The following is a 14,562-nucleotide window of genomic DNA, read 5'->3' as shown; positions in this document are numbered from 1 at the left end:
CTTACGAGAAATGCCCGTGCAGGTACCACGCCGTCTGTTCCCTGCCCAGGCGCTGCTGGAAAATCCACAGCACGCCCGCATGGGCGCTGAGCGCGACCCAGTAGTCGCGCTGGACATTGAAGTCCTTCGCGACCTCCTCGCTTTCCTGGCCATTCTTGCCCTCGGCGCGGTGCCACCAGCCGCCCTCGATGCGCTCCGGGCCCAGCAGCAGCAGCAAGGGCCCCTGGTAGAGCGGCCGGTCTTGGCTCGTGGCCAGCCGCAAGGGCGTGCGCAGCATCCAAGTCGGCTGCGGCGCCTGGGCCGGGGACAGGCCTGCGCCCAGCACAGGGGTATCGAGCGACTGCCAGCGCTGCATCCATTCAAGCCGGTGGTCGGCCACCAGGCGAGGGCGCAGCACCCGCCTTTTGCCCAGGCGCGCCTCAACGCGCTCGAGTGCCTGGCCCAGCGATTCGCCTTGCCGGGCCGCATCAAACAAGAGGGAGTGGTTATTCTCGGCCATCGGCGAGACCCCGGTGGCCAGCAGTTCAAGCTCCAGGGCCGGCGCGAGCAGCTGCACATGCGCCAAGTGCTCGGCCAGCAGTCGGCCCAGGCGCTCAACGCTCTGGGTTGGTTCGGCCGTGCGGATAAGCAGCTCGCAGCCCTCGCCGGCCGACTGCGCGCGCAGGGTGTCGTGGCGCCAGCGGAAAGTAAATGCCGTAACCCCCGCATGCCGGGCGGCAAGCCATCCGCCCAGCTGCAGCAGCAGCCGCCTGGCGCCAAACAGCAGGCCGGCAGTGGTCTCGACGCGGCCGGGCAACTCCAGCCGGGCGGCAAAGGTCACCGGCAACGCGACCCAGTCGTACACCTCTGGGCGCAGGCCATATGCCTGGTCGAGCGCCGCCAGCAGCGCGGCGTCAAAGCGCCGGCCAATGCCGCCCCGGGGCAGCCGGCGCACATCGGCCAGCGTGCGGCAGCCCAGGCGCGCCAGCGTGGCGGCATGGACATTGACTGCGCTTAAAACCGCAAAAGGCAGCGGGTCGAGCAGCTGGGTCAGCGGCCTGGCAAAGCCGTCAGCCACGCCGGCGCGGGCCAGCGCCAGCGCCGCCAGGCTGGTCGGCGCCCAGGCGGTAAAGGCAACCCCCAGCGCCCTGGCGCCTTGCTCGACCTGCTCGTGTAAAGGCAACTCGCCGCCAAACAAGCGAATGCTCTGCGCGGCTTCGAGGACCACGGCTTCTTCCAGGCGCGCCACGCGAGGCGTGAATTGCAGCGCCCAGACGGCCAGGGAGCCAGCATCAATGGCTGACGACGTGCCGGGGGGCAGGTGCAGCAGCAGCGCTGCCCAATGCATTGACATGACTGGCCTCCATCCGGGACATGAGCTGGCTGGGCCGCAGCAGGTGCGGCGTGAGCACCTCGGCCAGCAGGCCGGGGATACAAGGCAGCCGCAGGTTTCCCTCATGCGGGCTCCCTTGGCGCTTGAGAATCTGGATATGGAGCTCCCAGTCCACGCCAAAGGACGCCACCAGACGCAGCGGCGCCGGCGACGCATCTCGCCGTGCCAGCTCGGGGCGAAACACAAAGACCGGACAGTCGCACGACTGGGCATGCACCTGCAGCCGGCGCAGCTGCTCGGGCCGCACCTGCGGCAGCCAGGCCAGGATGGCGCCGCGCGGATTAGCCTGGATGAGCTGCTCGGTGGTCCACAGGCGCTCACTCGGGGTATCGGCCGCGAACCAGATGAGGCTTTGCGCAGGCAAACCCAGCTGGACCAGCCCGGGCACATGCGGACGCTTGGGCGGCCCAACCAGCAGGATATGGCCACCGTCGCGCACCAGTGCCTTCAGGCTGGGGGCCAGCAGGCGCCACTCGCACAGCGACGGCTGCGGCTGCAGCAGCTCGGTGAGCGACTGGCACGGCCAGCCGCCGCCGGGCAGCTCGGCGTCGAGCGACGCAAAGCCCGTGGGCACGACGGCATGCGCTACCGTGCCCATCTCTGTGCCCCACCAGAGCGCCCGGGCCACAGCGGGTGCAAGCCGCGCCAGGCCGGCTCTGCGGGACGTATATTCGGCCGGCGAAGCAGCAAGCGCTTTCTCGATACGGTGAACGGTTGACATAAGCCTCAAGCAATACTGTATGAATAACCAGTATAGCCAGAACTCACCAAAGCTCAAGGGTCGAATTGAAACCCATTCTTAAAATTTTTCCGCGAGAGCCACACTCTGAATAGGCCAATACTTTCGGTAGGCAATACATTGCAAGTGAGTTTTTCCCAGCCTTTGAACCAATCTAATTTCCGTCGGATAGATGCAACAATACATTCATTCTCAACAGGGCGCACATGGCAACGAGCACGACGAAAGTTCGCAAAACACGGAAGAACCAGCTTGTTGTCAGGCAGGGCGCCATGCCGCCTGCCGCTCAGGTCATGCACTTCTCCCCCGACGAATGGGAGAAATTCATTGAGGCAGCATGCTTCCTTAGGCCACTGCGGGGCCAAACACATTACGTGCAAGTCAAGCAACTTGGGGGCGCTGGCGATGGAGGTCGAGACATTGAAGCCCGTCTTATACAGCCACTTCAGCAGGATGGCTGGGACCTCTTTCAGGCCAAGCACTATGACCACGGGCTGACTCCCGGTGATGCCTTTCCTGAACTGGCAAAGTTCTTCAAGCATCTTTCTTTCGGCACGTACCCGCAACCAAAGCATTACTACTTCTGCTCTCCGAAGAACGCCGGGGTAACCCTACATGATTTGTTGGCTACCCCTGTGCGAATGAAAGAGCAATTTCTGCGTGAGTGGGCTGCGGGCGACAAAGGATTGAAGGCAGCGGAACTGACACCCGCCGTCACGGCTGTTGTATCGGCGTTTGACTTCAGTAGGATACGCGAGTGTCTTGTCAGAGACCTACTCGCCTGGCATGCACTAGACCAGGGTTTGCACTTCGAACGCTTTGGCATTGAGACGGAGCGGGGCGCTGACCCAACAATGCCTGGCGCGCCTGGGGTCCACGAGCAGGTTTACATTGAACAGCTCATCCGGGTTTACAGTGAGCACAGCGCGACACCGATGACCCTTGCTGACGTTGAAGCGGCTTTAGCGTACGCGGACGACTTTGAATCGCAACGTGCGGCGTTCTACTGTGCTGAGGGCCTGAAACGCTTTAGCCGAGACCTATACACGGAAGATGAATTTGACCGACTGCTGGCAATGGTGCTGAGTGGCATCAAGCCAAGCGTAAACAGCGTTGCTCTCAAAACCGGAATGGACCGGCTAACGGTGGCGCTAAACACCGTTTCTAAACTCGGCGTGACGGATAGCAAGTTGTCGACGCGCTTGCGCGGAGGCGACTTGCCTGGTACGTGCCACCACCTAGTCAATGAAAACAAAATGAAATGGCTCAAATGAGCAAGGCTTCTCCAATTGCGGTCTTTAACTCGCCGTTCGAGCTCGGCCTTCGAATGGTGTACCTGCTTTGTTCGCTGCGTCCCTTTGGTGCAGACTTGCAAAAGCTTGTCTTGCTAGATTACGCTATCGTCTACTCGGGCGACCTTTCGGGACCCAGCAGCTTGCATACGCCGGTGCCTTATCGAGGCAGTGAATTGCTCAGTAGAAGAGAGTTGATAGAACAAGGTCTCTACATCATGAGTACGCGGGGCCTGGTTGACGCGACGTTAGACGAAACGGGCATCACATATGTTGCTGGTGCTAGCGCGCTAGCCATGGTCGGCTCACTAACATCCGCCTACTTCCTTGAGCTGGAGACTCGCTGCCGTTGGGCAGCTTCTGAGTTTTCGAAGTTCGACTCGACAGACCTTACAGACCGGTTCGCAGCGAACGGCCATCTATGGGGTGCTGAACTGGAAGTGACGATGGCTAAGAGAGGGAACCAATGGCAATTGTCCTAACGCGACTGGCCGCTACTGGGTCAAATCTACCGACTGCAGAGATTATTTTCGCGCCGAATCGAAATCTTATTCGCGGGCCTAGCGATACTGGCAAGTCATATCTGCGAGACTGTCTTTGGTACATGCTCGGTGGCGATAAGCTGCCTAAGACATTTCCAGAATCTGAAGGTTATCAGTCGCTGTCGCTGACTTTCTTGAGCGGAAACTGTGAGTTCGTAGTGCACCGGGGCTTGGCTGGCGGTGCAGATGCAGTCTTCGTCAGAGAGATTAATACAGTAGCCAATGTCGCGGCGGAGAGGTTAGATGTCAATACGGGTGAGTTATTGGTTCAGCTATCGGGGGCAAAGGGAAAAAAGGTACTCCGCTCGACCAGTGAGAAGGGTGACATAACTGGTGACGACCTCCGTCACTGGTTCTTGCTGTCCCAGCCTACAGTTATCAGTGAGGACGGCACGAGCGGCACTGGCTTCTCGGCCACAAAGCATATAAGCTCTTTCAATCTTTTTCTTACAGGCGACGATGACGCTGGTATCGAACTTCGGAAGACGACAGCAGAGGTTGAACGCATTAAGGGGCAACTTAGCTCTGCCGAGGACGGACTCAAACGAATTCAGGTGGGACTTCCCGGTAACGCAGTTCGGGATGATGTGGCTGAGGCACTCGAACATGTAGATACGGCACTATCCGCTATGTCAAGCCATTATGAAGCGCGTGCTTCACAGTTGAAAGAATTACGTTCGCAAATCACCACCGCATCAGAAAATCTATTCCAGACTACGTCTGCGTATGGTCATTCCGCGTCGATGGTTGAACGGTTTCAGTTACTCGACAAGAAGTACTTGAGTGACCTTCAGAGGCTGGGTGCAAGTAGTGAAGGCATCGCTTTCTTCCAAGCGCTCCCCGAAACTCCTTGTCCATTGTGTGGGACACCCATTGAGCAACAAGTTGACCTAAAGGAACTGAATCCGGGCCGCCCTCAGCGCTATCGCGAGGCCATCGCGGCTGAGGCCGAGAAGATTAGGATACTGAGGTGCGGGCTTCTGGTGTCACTTGAGAACGAACGAGGACGCGTAGCTGCTTTAAAACTGTCGGAAGCAAGCTACAGCCAGGAACTTGCCACCCTGCAGAATCACGAGATACAGCAATTGACCGCAATTCGCTTGGAATTTTCAGGAGACCCGAAGACGCTCGCGGTTCGTCGAAGTGAACTTTCAGCGCAGTTGGCCATTTTCGATGAGATGGAGCGACTGAACGCTGAAGTCGACCGCTTAGGAAAGTTAAAGATTCGACCACATATCCGCGTGAACCGCGAAACGGGAGCCGCAGCCCTTGCTGTCGGAAAACTTGCCAAAGCGTTGTTAACGGAATGGGGTTTTACATCAGTTGAAACCGTCGTCCTGGACCCGGCCGCTTGTGATTTAGTCATTGACGGAAGAGCACGTTTAAGCTATGGCGCGGGCAAACGAGCCATATTTTTGACGGCAATGACTGTTGCTATGCTTCATAACAGCCTTGAAAGTAATTATCCACATCTCGGAGTAGTGGTCATCGATTCACCTTTGAAAGCTTATGCCGACCCTACGCTCACTGACTCGAATGATGTCGCGCTATCAACGGTTACGGATAACTTCTATGACTGGCTTGCAAAGTGGGAGGGGCCGGGGCAAGTCGTAATTCTAGAGAATGAGGAGATTCGCGCCGAGACGGCGAAGGTGCTCAAACCTATTGAGTTCACAGGCACAAGAGGTAGCGGGCGCACAGGCTTTTATCCGGAGGGAATTGAGGGTACTTGAGGGGATGCGGAGTAAGCGGCTCGGCATGACACCTTGACTAGCCTGCTAGGTTAGGCCTAATCCCAGGAGTTGCATGACCGAGGTTTTCCACATGCGTTCAATAATACAATAAAACTTATTTATATTGATAGATTTCATTTTATTATGGCCAAACCTAATCAAGTTATGGAAACAACCTACGGACTACGGCTGAAACAAGCCTATAAGCATGCTGGGCTCACGCAAGTCCAGCTTGCCAGTGCGGCGGGCCTGTCCCAGGCAGCAATTTCGGAGGCCTGCCGAGTCGGGACGGGCAGTGCCTATACGGTGCAGTTTGCGCGGGCGTGCGGCGTGGATGCGTTCTGGTTGGCTACGGGCGATGGCGAGATGGAGCCAGCTACGCTAAGCCCGCGAGCGCTGTATATAGCGCGCGAACTTGACCGAAAGGAGCCGCCTGAGCAACGGGACCGGCTTTATGCGATTTTCATGCAGCTACTTGATTTTTCTGCGAACGATACCGTGCCCACAAAGCACTCCGGGGCAGTATTAGGAAATGGAATTTAAAGCGCTTTAAATTCCAATTTCGGTGATGGTGCTGTCCAAATGCATGGTCGAAGTCCTGTACGGGTAATCCACTTCATGATGAACCTCCTAAGAGAAAACCGGCCGCAAAAACGTCAGCGCTAGCCCAGCCAGGACAGAGGCCAACACGACGGAAATGACGCCCACCTTGAAGCGGAACAGCGCCAGCGCCGCCAGCGCGCCCATGAGCGCGGATGCCCACTCGAAATGACCCGACAGCTCTTGCGGCTGGAGCACGTGGTAGGTGAACAAGACCGCCAAGTTCACGATGACGCCCACCACTGCGGCCGTGATGCCAGTCAGCGGCGCTCGTAACCGAGCACCGGACCCCCGTTTTTTGCCTTGGTAATCACGCCAGGGCTTCACTTTATTTACCAGCAGTCCTCACCATGGCCCGTAATGTCCGCATTTAGCAGCTTCATTGTGCATTTCCCAAACCGTAAACCGCTTGAATACAAGGACGCCAACAAGCAAGACGTACACATCAGAATGCATGGTTCGGTCTAACACCGGGTCATACACCCAGCCATTGTTTTCAAGCCACGCATGACCCATCCGCCCAATGCCATGCGGCCCGATGGTCTCGCCATGTATCACCGTCCATTTGTTCCCTTGACAGCAGCCACGATATGCCAATTCGTAGCAACGGCCCGTACGATTGCGCAGGCGCGGAAGTCGGCAGGTTAGTTGTGGAGCGTCGCCTAAACTCTTCAAAAAGATGTCGTGCGCTTGGTTTGCACATGTCATCCAAATAAATTTTGAAGCGCTCAGCAGCTTCTCAACAACCCGCGGCGTACAAGTAAACCCAGCGTTTTGAAGCGTTTCGCAGGCTTCCTCGTCGGTATCGAACCAGGCCGCAGCCTTGGCCAGCTTGAGGAAGTCAACGGTCGTCGGCGTTTTGCCGCGCTTGCGAAGCACGCTAGAAAGTTGAGGAGCGGAGACGGAAGTTGGGCAGAAGGTGGTCGATGGCATTGGCGTTTCCTTGTTTGAAATGCCACTCGAAACTGAGTGGCTACAAGGAAATAGCTATGCGGTTTATATAGCTTTCTTTATTTAGACCGATTCTCAAAATTATTTGAAGAATTCTTCGTTGAAGCGAACAAGCGGTCGCATCATCAGACTCCACCATTGACGTTGTGCACCAAAATCCACACATTTAAATTACTGCAAGGAGTATTTGATGTCCCAATCTACCCTCAACAGCAAGGGCCAAATCACCATCCCAGCCGACATCCGGCGGGCGTTGGGCTTGGTTGACCATGACCGGCTCACGCTCACCCTGATGCCCAATGGAACGGTGCTGCTGCGGGCCAAGAACAAATCCATCCTTGACCTCAAGGGCATGCTCCCAACTGCCTCCGGTATCAGCGTGTCTATTGAGGAAATGAGCATGGGCTCGGCTTGATGCCCGCACTGGGCATCAATGTCCTGGTGCGCTGGCTGACCGATGACGACGCGAAGCCAAGCAAAGCGCTACCGTCGGGGAGTTGCTTGAATCGGCCGCGAACAAGGACAAGCAACTGCTGGTTATTTCGAGAGATATCAAGGAAAGGCAGAGGAGTCATGCATAAAGAGCCTTGCGACTCCAGCAAGCCCCTTTAAAACAGGTAAGCAGTTTCGGCCGCTTAGAAAATCCGGGCCTGTCACTTTTGCATGACCCCAGGTTCTCGCTAAACCACACCCGATTGCCTTACGGAGCACAGCTCATCAATAAAAAATACGCCAAATCCCCCTTCCCTGTTTCAGGGAATTGACGCCATCATAGTTTAAATCAAACTGAAGCGAAAAATACTTTGGCCACTTCTTAAAAAGTTATTCGTTATAAAGCAGCACAAATATCGCTTTGTAAGATGTACCTGCGAAAGGTTTAACTTTTAATAAGAAAGTCGTCTTTAGTGTAGCCTGCTGCCAGCTGCGCCGCCAACCAGGCAGGAGATTTACCTCGTCCCGTCCAGGTTTTTCCACTTTCGTGGTCCTGGTACTTGGCCGCGACCACACCGCGTTTGTCACCGGCTGGACGTTTGGCTGATGAGCCCTTACCTGAAAAGCCTAAATCTGCAGCGGTCAACCCGTGGGTTTTGATTAGTTCTTTGGCTGAAGCGACGGCCTGCATGCGTTCACCTTTTCGCTCTTCATCCAATTGCTTGCGCAATTCCTTGACGATAGCCTCGGCTTCCTGGATTTGCTGTTGTAGTGTGGTTGCTTGTGTCATAGGTAGAGTTCGTAGTAACGTAAAAATCAGATTATAGGTATTTCTACTCTGATTCTGAATCAGAAAGATACTTCATACTAACTCAGCGGCAGTATAAGCTGACCATAACAGCATGAAATGGCCCAGGAAATAACTGTTTACTACGCCATATCTGTTTGGATGCTCGTTAACCTGATACCTTTTTTACCTGACAATTTCAACAGAGAGCAAATTTATCTGCATGACCATATCGCCTCGCCAGCATACGATTTGCCGCCAATGAACCGATTTTCCTGGACATTTCACGCCTTTCCGACCTGACACTTCAAATGTGCTTTGTCGGTACCGTTATCGAATAGCCGCCAACTTCAATGCGTTGCCGGGCTTGCTCAAATGCACTCGTGTCCATGACTCGCGCCTCCCAAGGCGTTGACTGATGAACCCAATCACCCGTTACGCGGTCCTGCCCAAATCCCGCCAGTTTTGGCATAAGGATTCGCAGCCCATCTTCCATGGCCACCCGGGTTTCTTCGGTGAATTCAACCGCCGCATAGCTGGCAGGCGCACCCAAGGGGGATGTGAACATGGGCATGAAAAACTTGAGCCATTCCGTGCCGTCCAGTGAAAAGACGAATCTGTCAGGCACTTCCTTGCCATCAAGGGACAAAATGAATGAACCGGACAAGTCAGTCCAGTTCATCTGGATGTCGGAAAGCGTAATGGCTGCGGGCGTCGGGTAGCTGACGACATTCTCATCGAGCCATGCGCTGACCTGTGCGAGATGCTCTGCTATTTCTGGGCGCATGTTGTTAAAGCTCTCTTCCTTGATAAGGGGTGTGGTGAGACCGGGGCTGACGCCTGCTCATCGTGAGCAGAGCCACAGGAGTTGAAGATGCCAAAAAACGGCTTAATGAAATTAAAAATCTCCCGGCACGCTCAATTTACATTTTTCTTGTAAGTGGGTTTCGCAGTCTTTTTGGCTTTCTCACGTTCGCTCTCGAACAGTTCGCGAATGTGACCTGCCATGGCAGGATAGGTCACGGCGTTTTCTTCGCTCGAATTCGTGGCATGGATGAAGGCGTTGAAGTGCCGGTCATTGACCCAGAAAGTTTCCTCCGCTGAATAGTCATCCAGCGCATCGGCAAAGTTTTGCACATCTTGTTCCGTTGTAAAAAAATCCTTGAAGAACGTGGCGGGTGTTCCCAGCCCGGCTTCCACTGCTGCGGTCATGCTGTCGAGCATCTGATTAATCATGCATTCGTCAAAGTCATCGCTGATGCTCTTGAACGGTGTGAGCTTTCCAGTCCGGGGGTCGTAGCCGCCCCGCTCGGCAATCCGTTCCAGGAATTCGGGCAGTTCCGCCGCAGGGGTATTGATATCGATGCCGTCATAGGAAATGGGCGTAAAACGTGGCTTGTAAGCAGCGACCATAAGGGTCCTTATTTTGCAGGGGGTGAAATGGGTCATGGGTCGCAGAGAGACCCTGGTGAGCGCCCATGAGATGTAGGGTAATTTGAACATAGCACCGGACATGGACGACTTTTCAGCCGCGGTGAGACGGACGTCCTACCGTACCAGCCTTGACGTTATTGATAGCACTGAAAGTGGTAAGACCAGCCATTGAGTGCCCTGCCCTCAAATTGCATGCAACGTCACATAAAACCAAGCAGCCCGGCAATCCTGAATGGAACCAAGGTTTGCGAACATCAAAAGGGATGCAACCGAGCCAGGGGCCAAAAGTTACCCCTCCAAAGTGTTATCTACGCGGTGGATAACAACCAGAATAGCTCGCCAACATGGCGCCAGCATTGGCTATGCCGGGGATGCTCAAAAAATAGGCATATGCGGAGGCATGGCGAACCGAAGCACTCACGCTCTTTATTCAAGACGCGAATCTCGCGCGATTGGCGCCATCACTTCTTGAAAAGTCGGGTTCAACGGGTCAGTTCCACTTGGCATAAAGCCAGCCGCACAGAGCCACGCCAACGACCCAGAGCAGCCACGTTTGCGGTACAGCATACGGGTACACCATCAAGGCCACGCCAGTCCATGTCAGTGAGGATGTCGATGTTTTACGGCCCCGCCTGAAAGCGGCGTAGCCAACGATGCCGAACAGTATGGCGCCAATAATGTAAGCAGGACTGGGCAAGACCAGCCCGAGGGACTCGAGATTTTTCAGTTCATCCATGATGCATCGTAAACCGGGCTCACTTGTGTTCCTGTTTGCGACTCAGAGGTGACGATGACAAAAAATAGTTTCCCGCACGGAGGGGCGCATTTGTTACCTCAGATACCTTTTTCTGCACGCAGAGACGAAATACAAATCAGCGCTTTATTTCTCCAAATCTTTACGAACCCTTGGCTGCAATTGCAAAGCCGTTGAGACTTCCGGCTTTGGCCTGCCCTGACCGGACATTCCCAGCAGGAGCCTCCTGTCATTTCCTGCCCACAAGATACGCGACGCCTTCTGGCCCATAGGTTTCGGAATGCGGCTCGTCCGCGAATAGATGGAACACCTGGCCGGCCTGATAGGTCTGCTCTGCACTGCCTGTTTTTATTTGCAATTCGCCGCGGAGGATGAGCGCTTTCGCTTCGAAAGGATGCGTGTGCGCGTCAAGGAATCCATCGGGCTCCCGAGTCACCGTCACCACTTCTTTAAATCCTTCTCTGGCGAGGATTTGGGTAAATTCTTCGCGTTCCATTTTTCCTTGCTCTACAGGTTAAAAGTATCAGGGCAATATAGTCCCAAACTTTCATCACCAATGAGTGGAGCGTTTTTTGCTACCGGCAGGCTGAACAGGGACGCCTGTGGTTGAATTGTTAAACTTTTGCCATGACCGCACGCCCTGACGAGTTTGCCCAATACTGCTGCGAGCTTTTGGCCGCAGCCGGCCCATGCACGGCGCGGCACATGTTCGGAGGCTACGGCATCAGCACCGACGGGCTCACGCTGGGATTGTTGGCAGACCTGGGACAGGGCGCGACGCTGTGGCTCAAGGCTGGCCCGGATACCCGCGCCGTATTTGAAGCGGCAGGTTGCCAACGCTTCACCTACCAGGCCAAGGGCAAGACACGAAGCTTGGGCTACTACAGCGCGCCCGATGAAGCCATGGAGTCAGCCCGTGATATGGCGCCCTGGGCTCGTCTGGCCTTGGAGGTGGCACTGGCTGCTCGCCAACCCAAAAAAGCCAAGCCATCGAAGAAAAAGCAACCCACCGGGGATGATTGAGTCACCGGTCCACACCGCGCGATATGTGTGACCTACGGCTTGACGTACCGGAACGAGCCCGACTGATTCCTGACTTCTTGAAATAGAGCCCGACCAAGCCGCGTGTTGCTTCTCTGGAAATTTCATTGCCTGCAATGTGCCCCCGCCCTGCGAAGGGCGCGTTGGCGAACTGGGGCTGAGCTTGGAGGGCATGTGTCAGCACTGGCAATACACTGAAGAAAATTGAAACAGCCCAAAAACCTTCACCTCTGGAGCCACCCGATGATTGAGGCTTTGATATCCGGCAAGCTGCAGGGCCAGGCTTCCGAAAAGATGGCGAAGACCGGCAAGTCGTTCGTGACGGCCAAGGTGCGTGTCCATGCGGGTGACACCGATGTGTTCGTGAACGTCATTGCCTTTAGTGAGTCGGCCTGCACGGCTCTCTTGGCGCTCGATAGCGGCGACGCCGTGGCGCTGGCCGGCAGCCTGACGCCCAAGACATGGACAGACCGTGAAGGCACGGTCCGGCCGGCGCTTGACCTGGTGGCCAGCCAGGTGCTCACCGCCTACCATGTGGCCCGCAAGCGTAAGGCGGTCGAACCTAGGGCGCACGAGCAGAGCCGGCACCAACAGGCCAACCAGGCCAGCCGACGCGATGACCTCGACGATGGCTGTCCGCTGGAATTTTGACAGGCGCCACGGCCTTGTGCTGGCAGGTTCCCTTTTTCGGTGTCCTCGGCTAGAACGGAATATCATCCGGGTCATCTGCGATGGCTGCAGGCGCCGGGGTCTTGAGCGCAGGCAGGCTGCTGCTGGGTGGCGCCTGCGTGTCGCTCAAGGCCTTTTCAAGCGCTTTTTCAACCGCTTCGATTCGAAGCTGGCAGACCTTGTATGCTTGCACCGACTCCGTCACGATGGTCAGTAAGTCGTCGATGTTCGGCTCGCGCTGGTTGCGCAGCGTCTGGGCGTGCTGTTGCAGCACCCCATACGCTTCTTTAAACGATTCGATTGCCATTTTTTCCTTAAAGGCGTTTTTGTGTGATGGCCGCAACCCGGCCATCCTGGAACTCGATTTCGATAGCTGCGCCGTCCCTTGCCTGCAAGGCCCTGGTTAGCGGCTTGCCGCTTTGGTTTCGCACGATGGCAAAGCCGCGTTGAAGTGTTTTTTCCGGCCCCTGCCCAGCGATTTCTCGTATCAAGGCTTGTGAATCGGTCGCAGCTTTCCGAACAAGCAGCTTGGCCGAATTCGAGACTGTGTTTAATGCGTCACTGCTGACTTGCCTTGCGCGTGACGCATCCTGCCGGGCGCGCTCCAAAACGCTGCCAATAAACGAATCGCCTTCTGCCGAGGCCGTTCGAAGCGCATGCTCGCTGCCCAGGGCAATCTGGCTCCACAGTGCCGGGACGCCGCGCTTGGCATCAGCCAGTTGCGTCAACACTTTAGTTTTGACGGCCTGCAAGGCATCCCGCGATTGTTCAGCGGCCGACCGCATGCACTGCATGGCATCGATGCGAATGGCTGCCAGGCTCTGCGATGCCGCTTGTCTGCCCTGGGCCAGATGCCGCAAGGCCTCCAGCCGCACGGTCATGTCGAGCTTGCCGGCCTGCTCCCTGGCTGCCTGGCTGGCCCGGGCCGCCAGGGCTGAGACCTGCTCGAAGTTCGCCTTGACCTCGTCGACCCGCTGGAGGATGCGCTGCTCGATGCCGGCAATGACCTTGCTCGGCGTGTCGTACCGGGCATGAGCCACTTCATCGAGCAGGGTGGTGTCCCGCTCATGGCCGATGCCGGTCAGCACGGGAATGGGCAGGTCGCACACGAGGCGCGCCAAACTGTAATCATTGAGCCAAGCCAGGTCATTGACAGCGCCGCCGCCGCGGATGATGACCACGGCATCGAACGGGGTTGCGACGGTTCCAGTCCCCTGCCCCAGGGCTGCCTGCAATGCATCGCGTATTTCCGCCGGGGCGCCTTCCCCCTGAAAGCGGCTCAAGGCATACGTGAAGCGGCAAATGCCATGCGCTTGCAGCCGGTCAGCCTCGGCCTGGAAGTCGCCCAGGCCGGCCCCGCCCATGGGCGAGACCACCAGGACGTTATGAAAGTCCCAGGGCGGCGGCAGGTTCTTGTTGGCGGCAAACACCCCCTCGGCCTGAAGCCGCGTCCGGATGTCGCGCTTGCGCGCCTCCAGCTCGCCCAAGGTGTACGCCGGGTCAATGGCATCGATATCCAGGCTGAACCCGTACTGGGCCTTGAAGACAGGCCGGGCCCGCACCAGGAGCTTGATGCCAGGCGCCAGCTGGGCGCCGGTGGCGCGCTCGAACTCCGGAAGGATGGCGCTGGCCGTTGACTGCCAGATGACGGCCCGGGCCTTGGCCAGCACCGCCCCGTGGGCGTCGCGCTCGGACACTTCCAGGTAGACATGGCCACCGTTGGCCCGGAGCTCGACGACTTCGACCAGTGTCCAGACCCCGGCCTTGTAGGCCTGCGCCACGGCCCGTGACACATCGCCCAGGAGACTGGACAGGGAAACGCCATTTCTGACGGGCATAGCAGGCGTTCCAGGCTCGTCCGGAATCGAAAGAACGTCTCCTGAGTTCAATGCCGGGACCAAACCCGCCGGCAGCCACAAAGCAAAAGGCGCAAGTTCGCGGCCATCGGGTACAAACCATTGGCGCTGAGCGGCATCCCACCGGGCGCCAAGACCTTTGGCGGCGTCTTTGTCCTTGAAAGGGACGGTGAGGAAGATGTTGGCCATGGGGAGATTTTGCAGGAAGCCGGTCACATATCAGACTGAGGCCTTGACCAAAGCCGAAAAGCAGACGTTCCTCTCGAGCGGAAAAGCTCTTGAGCGCCTTGGCGGAAAACGACACTATCTGTCATTGGACAGCGCAATGCTCCCGTTCCTGGTCAACTGATTGAAGAGAAA

Annotated in this window: 17 protein-coding genes and 1 pseudogene; 7 read left to right on the top strand and 11 right to left on the bottom strand. The window is 56.8% G+C overall.

The window, feature by feature from the left end; all coding sequences use genetic code 11:
• Position 1: 1 nt before the first annotated feature.
• Together PNAP_RS23290 and imuA are read right to left on the bottom strand one after the other, a co-directional pair.
• Entirely contained in the window at positions 2-1,333 is a 1,332-nt protein-coding gene (locus PNAP_RS23290; protein ID WP_011798330.1) for a Y-family DNA polymerase, read from the bottom strand.
• Entirely contained in the window at positions 1,272-2,093 is an 822-nt protein-coding gene (gene imuA, locus PNAP_RS23285; RefSeq protein ID WP_011798329.1) for a translesion DNA synthesis-associated protein ImuA, read from the bottom strand. The genes PNAP_RS23290 and imuA overlap by 62 nt, the downstream gene beginning before the upstream one ends.
• A 224-nt stretch (positions 2,094-2,317) precedes the next feature.
• On the opposite strand from imuA, the gene PNAP_RS23280 reads away from it, so the two are divergent.
• The 4 genes from PNAP_RS23280 (at position 2,318) to PNAP_RS25300 (ending at position 6,221) form a co-directional block, all read left to right on the top strand.
• Positions 2,318-3,385, top strand: a complete 1,068-nt coding sequence (locus PNAP_RS23280) for an ABC-three component system protein (protein ID WP_011798328.1) — start codon at positions 2,318-2,320, stop codon at positions 3,383-3,385.
• Positions 3,382-3,885, top strand: coding sequence for an ABC-three component system middle component 2 (locus PNAP_RS23275; protein ID WP_011798327.1), 504 nt, complete (start codon positions 3,382-3,384; stop codon positions 3,883-3,885). Before PNAP_RS23280 ends, PNAP_RS23275 begins: the two co-directional genes overlap by 4 nt.
• Positions 3,870-5,678 carry a hypothetical protein gene (locus tag PNAP_RS23270; RefSeq protein ID WP_011798326.1) on the top strand — a complete coding sequence of 603 codons (1,809 nt, stop codon included), beginning with the start codon at positions 3,870-3,872 and terminating at the stop codon, positions 5,676-5,678. The genes PNAP_RS23275 and PNAP_RS23270 overlap by 16 nt, the downstream gene beginning before the upstream one ends.
• A 165-nt stretch (positions 5,679-5,843) precedes the next feature.
• Positions 5,844-6,221, top strand: a complete 378-nt coding sequence (locus PNAP_RS25300; protein ID WP_049763832.1) for a helix-turn-helix domain-containing protein — start codon at positions 5,844-5,846, stop codon at positions 6,219-6,221.
• Positions 6,222-6,308: 87 nt separating this feature from the next.
• On the opposite strand, the pseudogene PNAP_RS23260 reads toward PNAP_RS25300, so the two are convergent.
• A pseudogene (locus tag PNAP_RS23260) lies at positions 6,309-6,557 on the bottom strand (chromate transporter); the annotation flags it as partial.
• A gap of 66 nt (positions 6,558-6,623) precedes the next feature.
• A complete protein-coding gene (locus tag PNAP_RS26405) occupies positions 6,624-7,211 on the bottom strand; it encodes a hypothetical protein (RefSeq protein ID WP_011798323.1) in 588 nt (195 codons plus the stop codon).
• A gap of 208 nt (positions 7,212-7,419) precedes the next feature.
• Between PNAP_RS26405 and PNAP_RS23255 the strand changes: the two genes are divergently transcribed.
• The gene (locus PNAP_RS23255) at positions 7,420-7,644 is read left to right on the top strand and encodes an AbrB/MazE/SpoVT family DNA-binding domain-containing protein (RefSeq protein ID WP_011798322.1); all 225 of its coding nucleotides are present in this window, start codon (positions 7,420-7,422) and stop codon (positions 7,642-7,644) included.
• A 462-nt stretch (positions 7,645-8,106) separates the two neighbouring features.
• Here the strand turns inward: PNAP_RS23255 and PNAP_RS23250 are convergent, their stop codons facing one another.
• The 5 genes from PNAP_RS23250 to PNAP_RS23230 all read right to left on the bottom strand — a co-directional run bounded on the left by PNAP_RS23250 (position 8,107) and on the right by PNAP_RS23230 (position 11,132).
• On the bottom strand, positions 8,107-8,451 hold the full coding sequence (locus tag PNAP_RS23250) for an H-NS histone family protein (protein ID WP_011798321.1): 345 nt from the start codon (positions 8,449-8,451) through the stop codon (positions 8,107-8,109).
• A gap of 304 nt (positions 8,452-8,755) precedes the next feature.
• Positions 8,756-9,235, bottom strand: coding sequence for a hypothetical protein (locus tag PNAP_RS23245; protein ID WP_011798320.1), 480 nt, complete (start codon positions 9,233-9,235; stop codon positions 8,756-8,758).
• Between the two features lie 131 nt (positions 9,236-9,366).
• The gene (locus PNAP_RS23240; protein WP_011798319.1) at positions 9,367-9,861 is read right to left on the bottom strand and encodes a hypothetical protein; all 495 of its coding nucleotides are present in this window, start codon (positions 9,859-9,861) and stop codon (positions 9,367-9,369) included.
• Between the two features lie 511 nt (positions 9,862-10,372).
• Positions 10,373-10,618 (bottom strand): hypothetical protein, encoded by a 246-nt coding sequence (locus tag PNAP_RS23235; RefSeq protein ID WP_011798318.1) that lies wholly within the window; start codon positions 10,616-10,618, stop codon positions 10,373-10,375.
• Positions 10,619-10,865: 247 nt separating this feature from the next.
• Entirely contained in the window at positions 10,866-11,132 is a 267-nt protein-coding gene (locus PNAP_RS23230; RefSeq protein WP_011798317.1) for a cupin domain-containing protein, read from the bottom strand.
• Positions 11,133-11,263: 131 nt separating this feature from the next.
• On the opposite strand from PNAP_RS23230, the gene PNAP_RS23225 reads away from it, so the two are divergent.
• Complete coding sequence (locus PNAP_RS23225) at positions 11,264-11,659, top strand: TfoX/Sxy family protein (RefSeq protein ID WP_011798316.1); 396 nt, start codon at positions 11,264-11,266, stop codon at positions 11,657-11,659.
• A 261-nt stretch (positions 11,660-11,920) separates the two neighbouring features.
• Complete coding sequence (locus PNAP_RS23220) at positions 11,921-12,328, top strand: single-stranded DNA-binding protein (RefSeq protein ID WP_011798315.1); 408 nt, start codon at positions 11,921-11,923, stop codon at positions 12,326-12,328.
• A 49-nt stretch (positions 12,329-12,377) separates the two neighbouring features.
• On the opposite strand, the gene xseB is transcribed toward PNAP_RS23220, so the two are convergent.
• A complete protein-coding gene (gene xseB / locus PNAP_RS28050; RefSeq protein ID WP_011798314.1) occupies positions 12,378-12,653 on the bottom strand; it encodes an exodeoxyribonuclease VII small subunit in 276 nt (91 codons plus the stop codon).
• 7 nt (positions 12,654-12,660) lie between these two features.
• Positions 12,661-14,391, bottom strand: coding sequence for an exodeoxyribonuclease VII large subunit (gene xseA / locus PNAP_RS25295; RefSeq protein ID WP_011798313.1), 1,731 nt, complete (start codon positions 14,389-14,391; stop codon positions 12,661-12,663).
• Positions 14,392-14,562 lie beyond the last annotated feature (171 nt).

Origin of the sequence: Polaromonas naphthalenivorans CJ2 (assembly GCF_000015505.1) — a bacterium.
Lineage (GTDB): Bacteria > Pseudomonadota > Gammaproteobacteria > Burkholderiales > Burkholderiaceae_C > Polaromonas > Polaromonas naphthalenivorans.
The sequence above is the reverse complement of the archived record's forward strand: the minus strand, read 5'-3'. Positions and strand labels throughout refer to the sequence as shown.

Excerpts from the sequence above, each read along its gene's own strand:
- xseA (WP_011798313.1), bottom strand. The coding sequence starts at position 14,391 with ATGGCCAACATCTTCCTCACCGTCCCTTTCAAGGACAAAGACGCCGCC.
- PNAP_RS23240 (WP_011798319.1), bottom strand. The coding sequence starts at position 9,861 with ATGGTCGCTGCTTACAAGCCACGTTTTACGCCCATTTCCTATGACGGC.
- PNAP_RS23230 (WP_011798317.1), bottom strand. The coding sequence starts at position 11,132 with ATGGAACGCGAAGAATTTACCCAAATCCTCGCCAGAGAAGGATTTAAA.
- PNAP_RS23290 (WP_011798330.1), bottom strand. The coding sequence starts at position 1,333 with ATGTCAATGCATTGGGCAGCGCTGCTGCTGCACCTGCCCCCCGGCACG.
- PNAP_RS23235 (WP_011798318.1), bottom strand. The coding sequence starts at position 10,618 with ATGGATGAACTGAAAAATCTCGAGTCCCTCGGGCTGGTCTTGCCCAGT.
- PNAP_RS23225 (WP_011798316.1), top strand. The coding sequence starts at position 11,264 with ATGACCGCACGCCCTGACGAGTTTGCCCAATACTGCTGCGAGCTTTTG.
- PNAP_RS25300 (WP_049763832.1), top strand. The coding sequence starts at position 5,844 with ATGGAAACAACCTACGGACTACGGCTGAAACAAGCCTATAAGCATGCT.
- imuA (WP_011798329.1), bottom strand. The coding sequence starts at position 2,093 with ATGTCAACCGTTCACCGTATCGAGAAAGCGCTTGCTGCTTCGCCGGCC.
- PNAP_RS23250 (WP_011798321.1), bottom strand. The coding sequence starts at position 8,451 with ATGACACAAGCAACCACACTACAACAGCAAATCCAGGAAGCCGAGGCT.
- PNAP_RS23280 (WP_011798328.1), top strand. The coding sequence starts at position 2,318 with ATGGCAACGAGCACGACGAAAGTTCGCAAAACACGGAAGAACCAGCTT.
- PNAP_RS23270 (WP_011798326.1), top strand. The coding sequence starts at position 3,870 with ATGGCAATTGTCCTAACGCGACTGGCCGCTACTGGGTCAAATCTACCG.
- PNAP_RS23245 (WP_011798320.1), bottom strand. The coding sequence starts at position 9,235 with ATGCGCCCAGAAATAGCAGAGCATCTCGCACAGGTCAGCGCATGGCTC.
- xseB (WP_011798314.1), bottom strand. The coding sequence starts at position 12,653 with ATGGCAATCGAATCGTTTAAAGAAGCGTATGGGGTGCTGCAACAGCAC.
- PNAP_RS23220 (WP_011798315.1), top strand. The coding sequence starts at position 11,921 with ATGATTGAGGCTTTGATATCCGGCAAGCTGCAGGGCCAGGCTTCCGAA.
- PNAP_RS23255 (WP_011798322.1), top strand. The coding sequence starts at position 7,420 with ATGTCCCAATCTACCCTCAACAGCAAGGGCCAAATCACCATCCCAGCC.
- PNAP_RS23275 (WP_011798327.1), top strand. The coding sequence starts at position 3,382 with ATGAGCAAGGCTTCTCCAATTGCGGTCTTTAACTCGCCGTTCGAGCTC.
- PNAP_RS26405 (WP_011798323.1), bottom strand. The coding sequence starts at position 7,211 with ATGCCATCGACCACCTTCTGCCCAACTTCCGTCTCCGCTCCTCAACTT.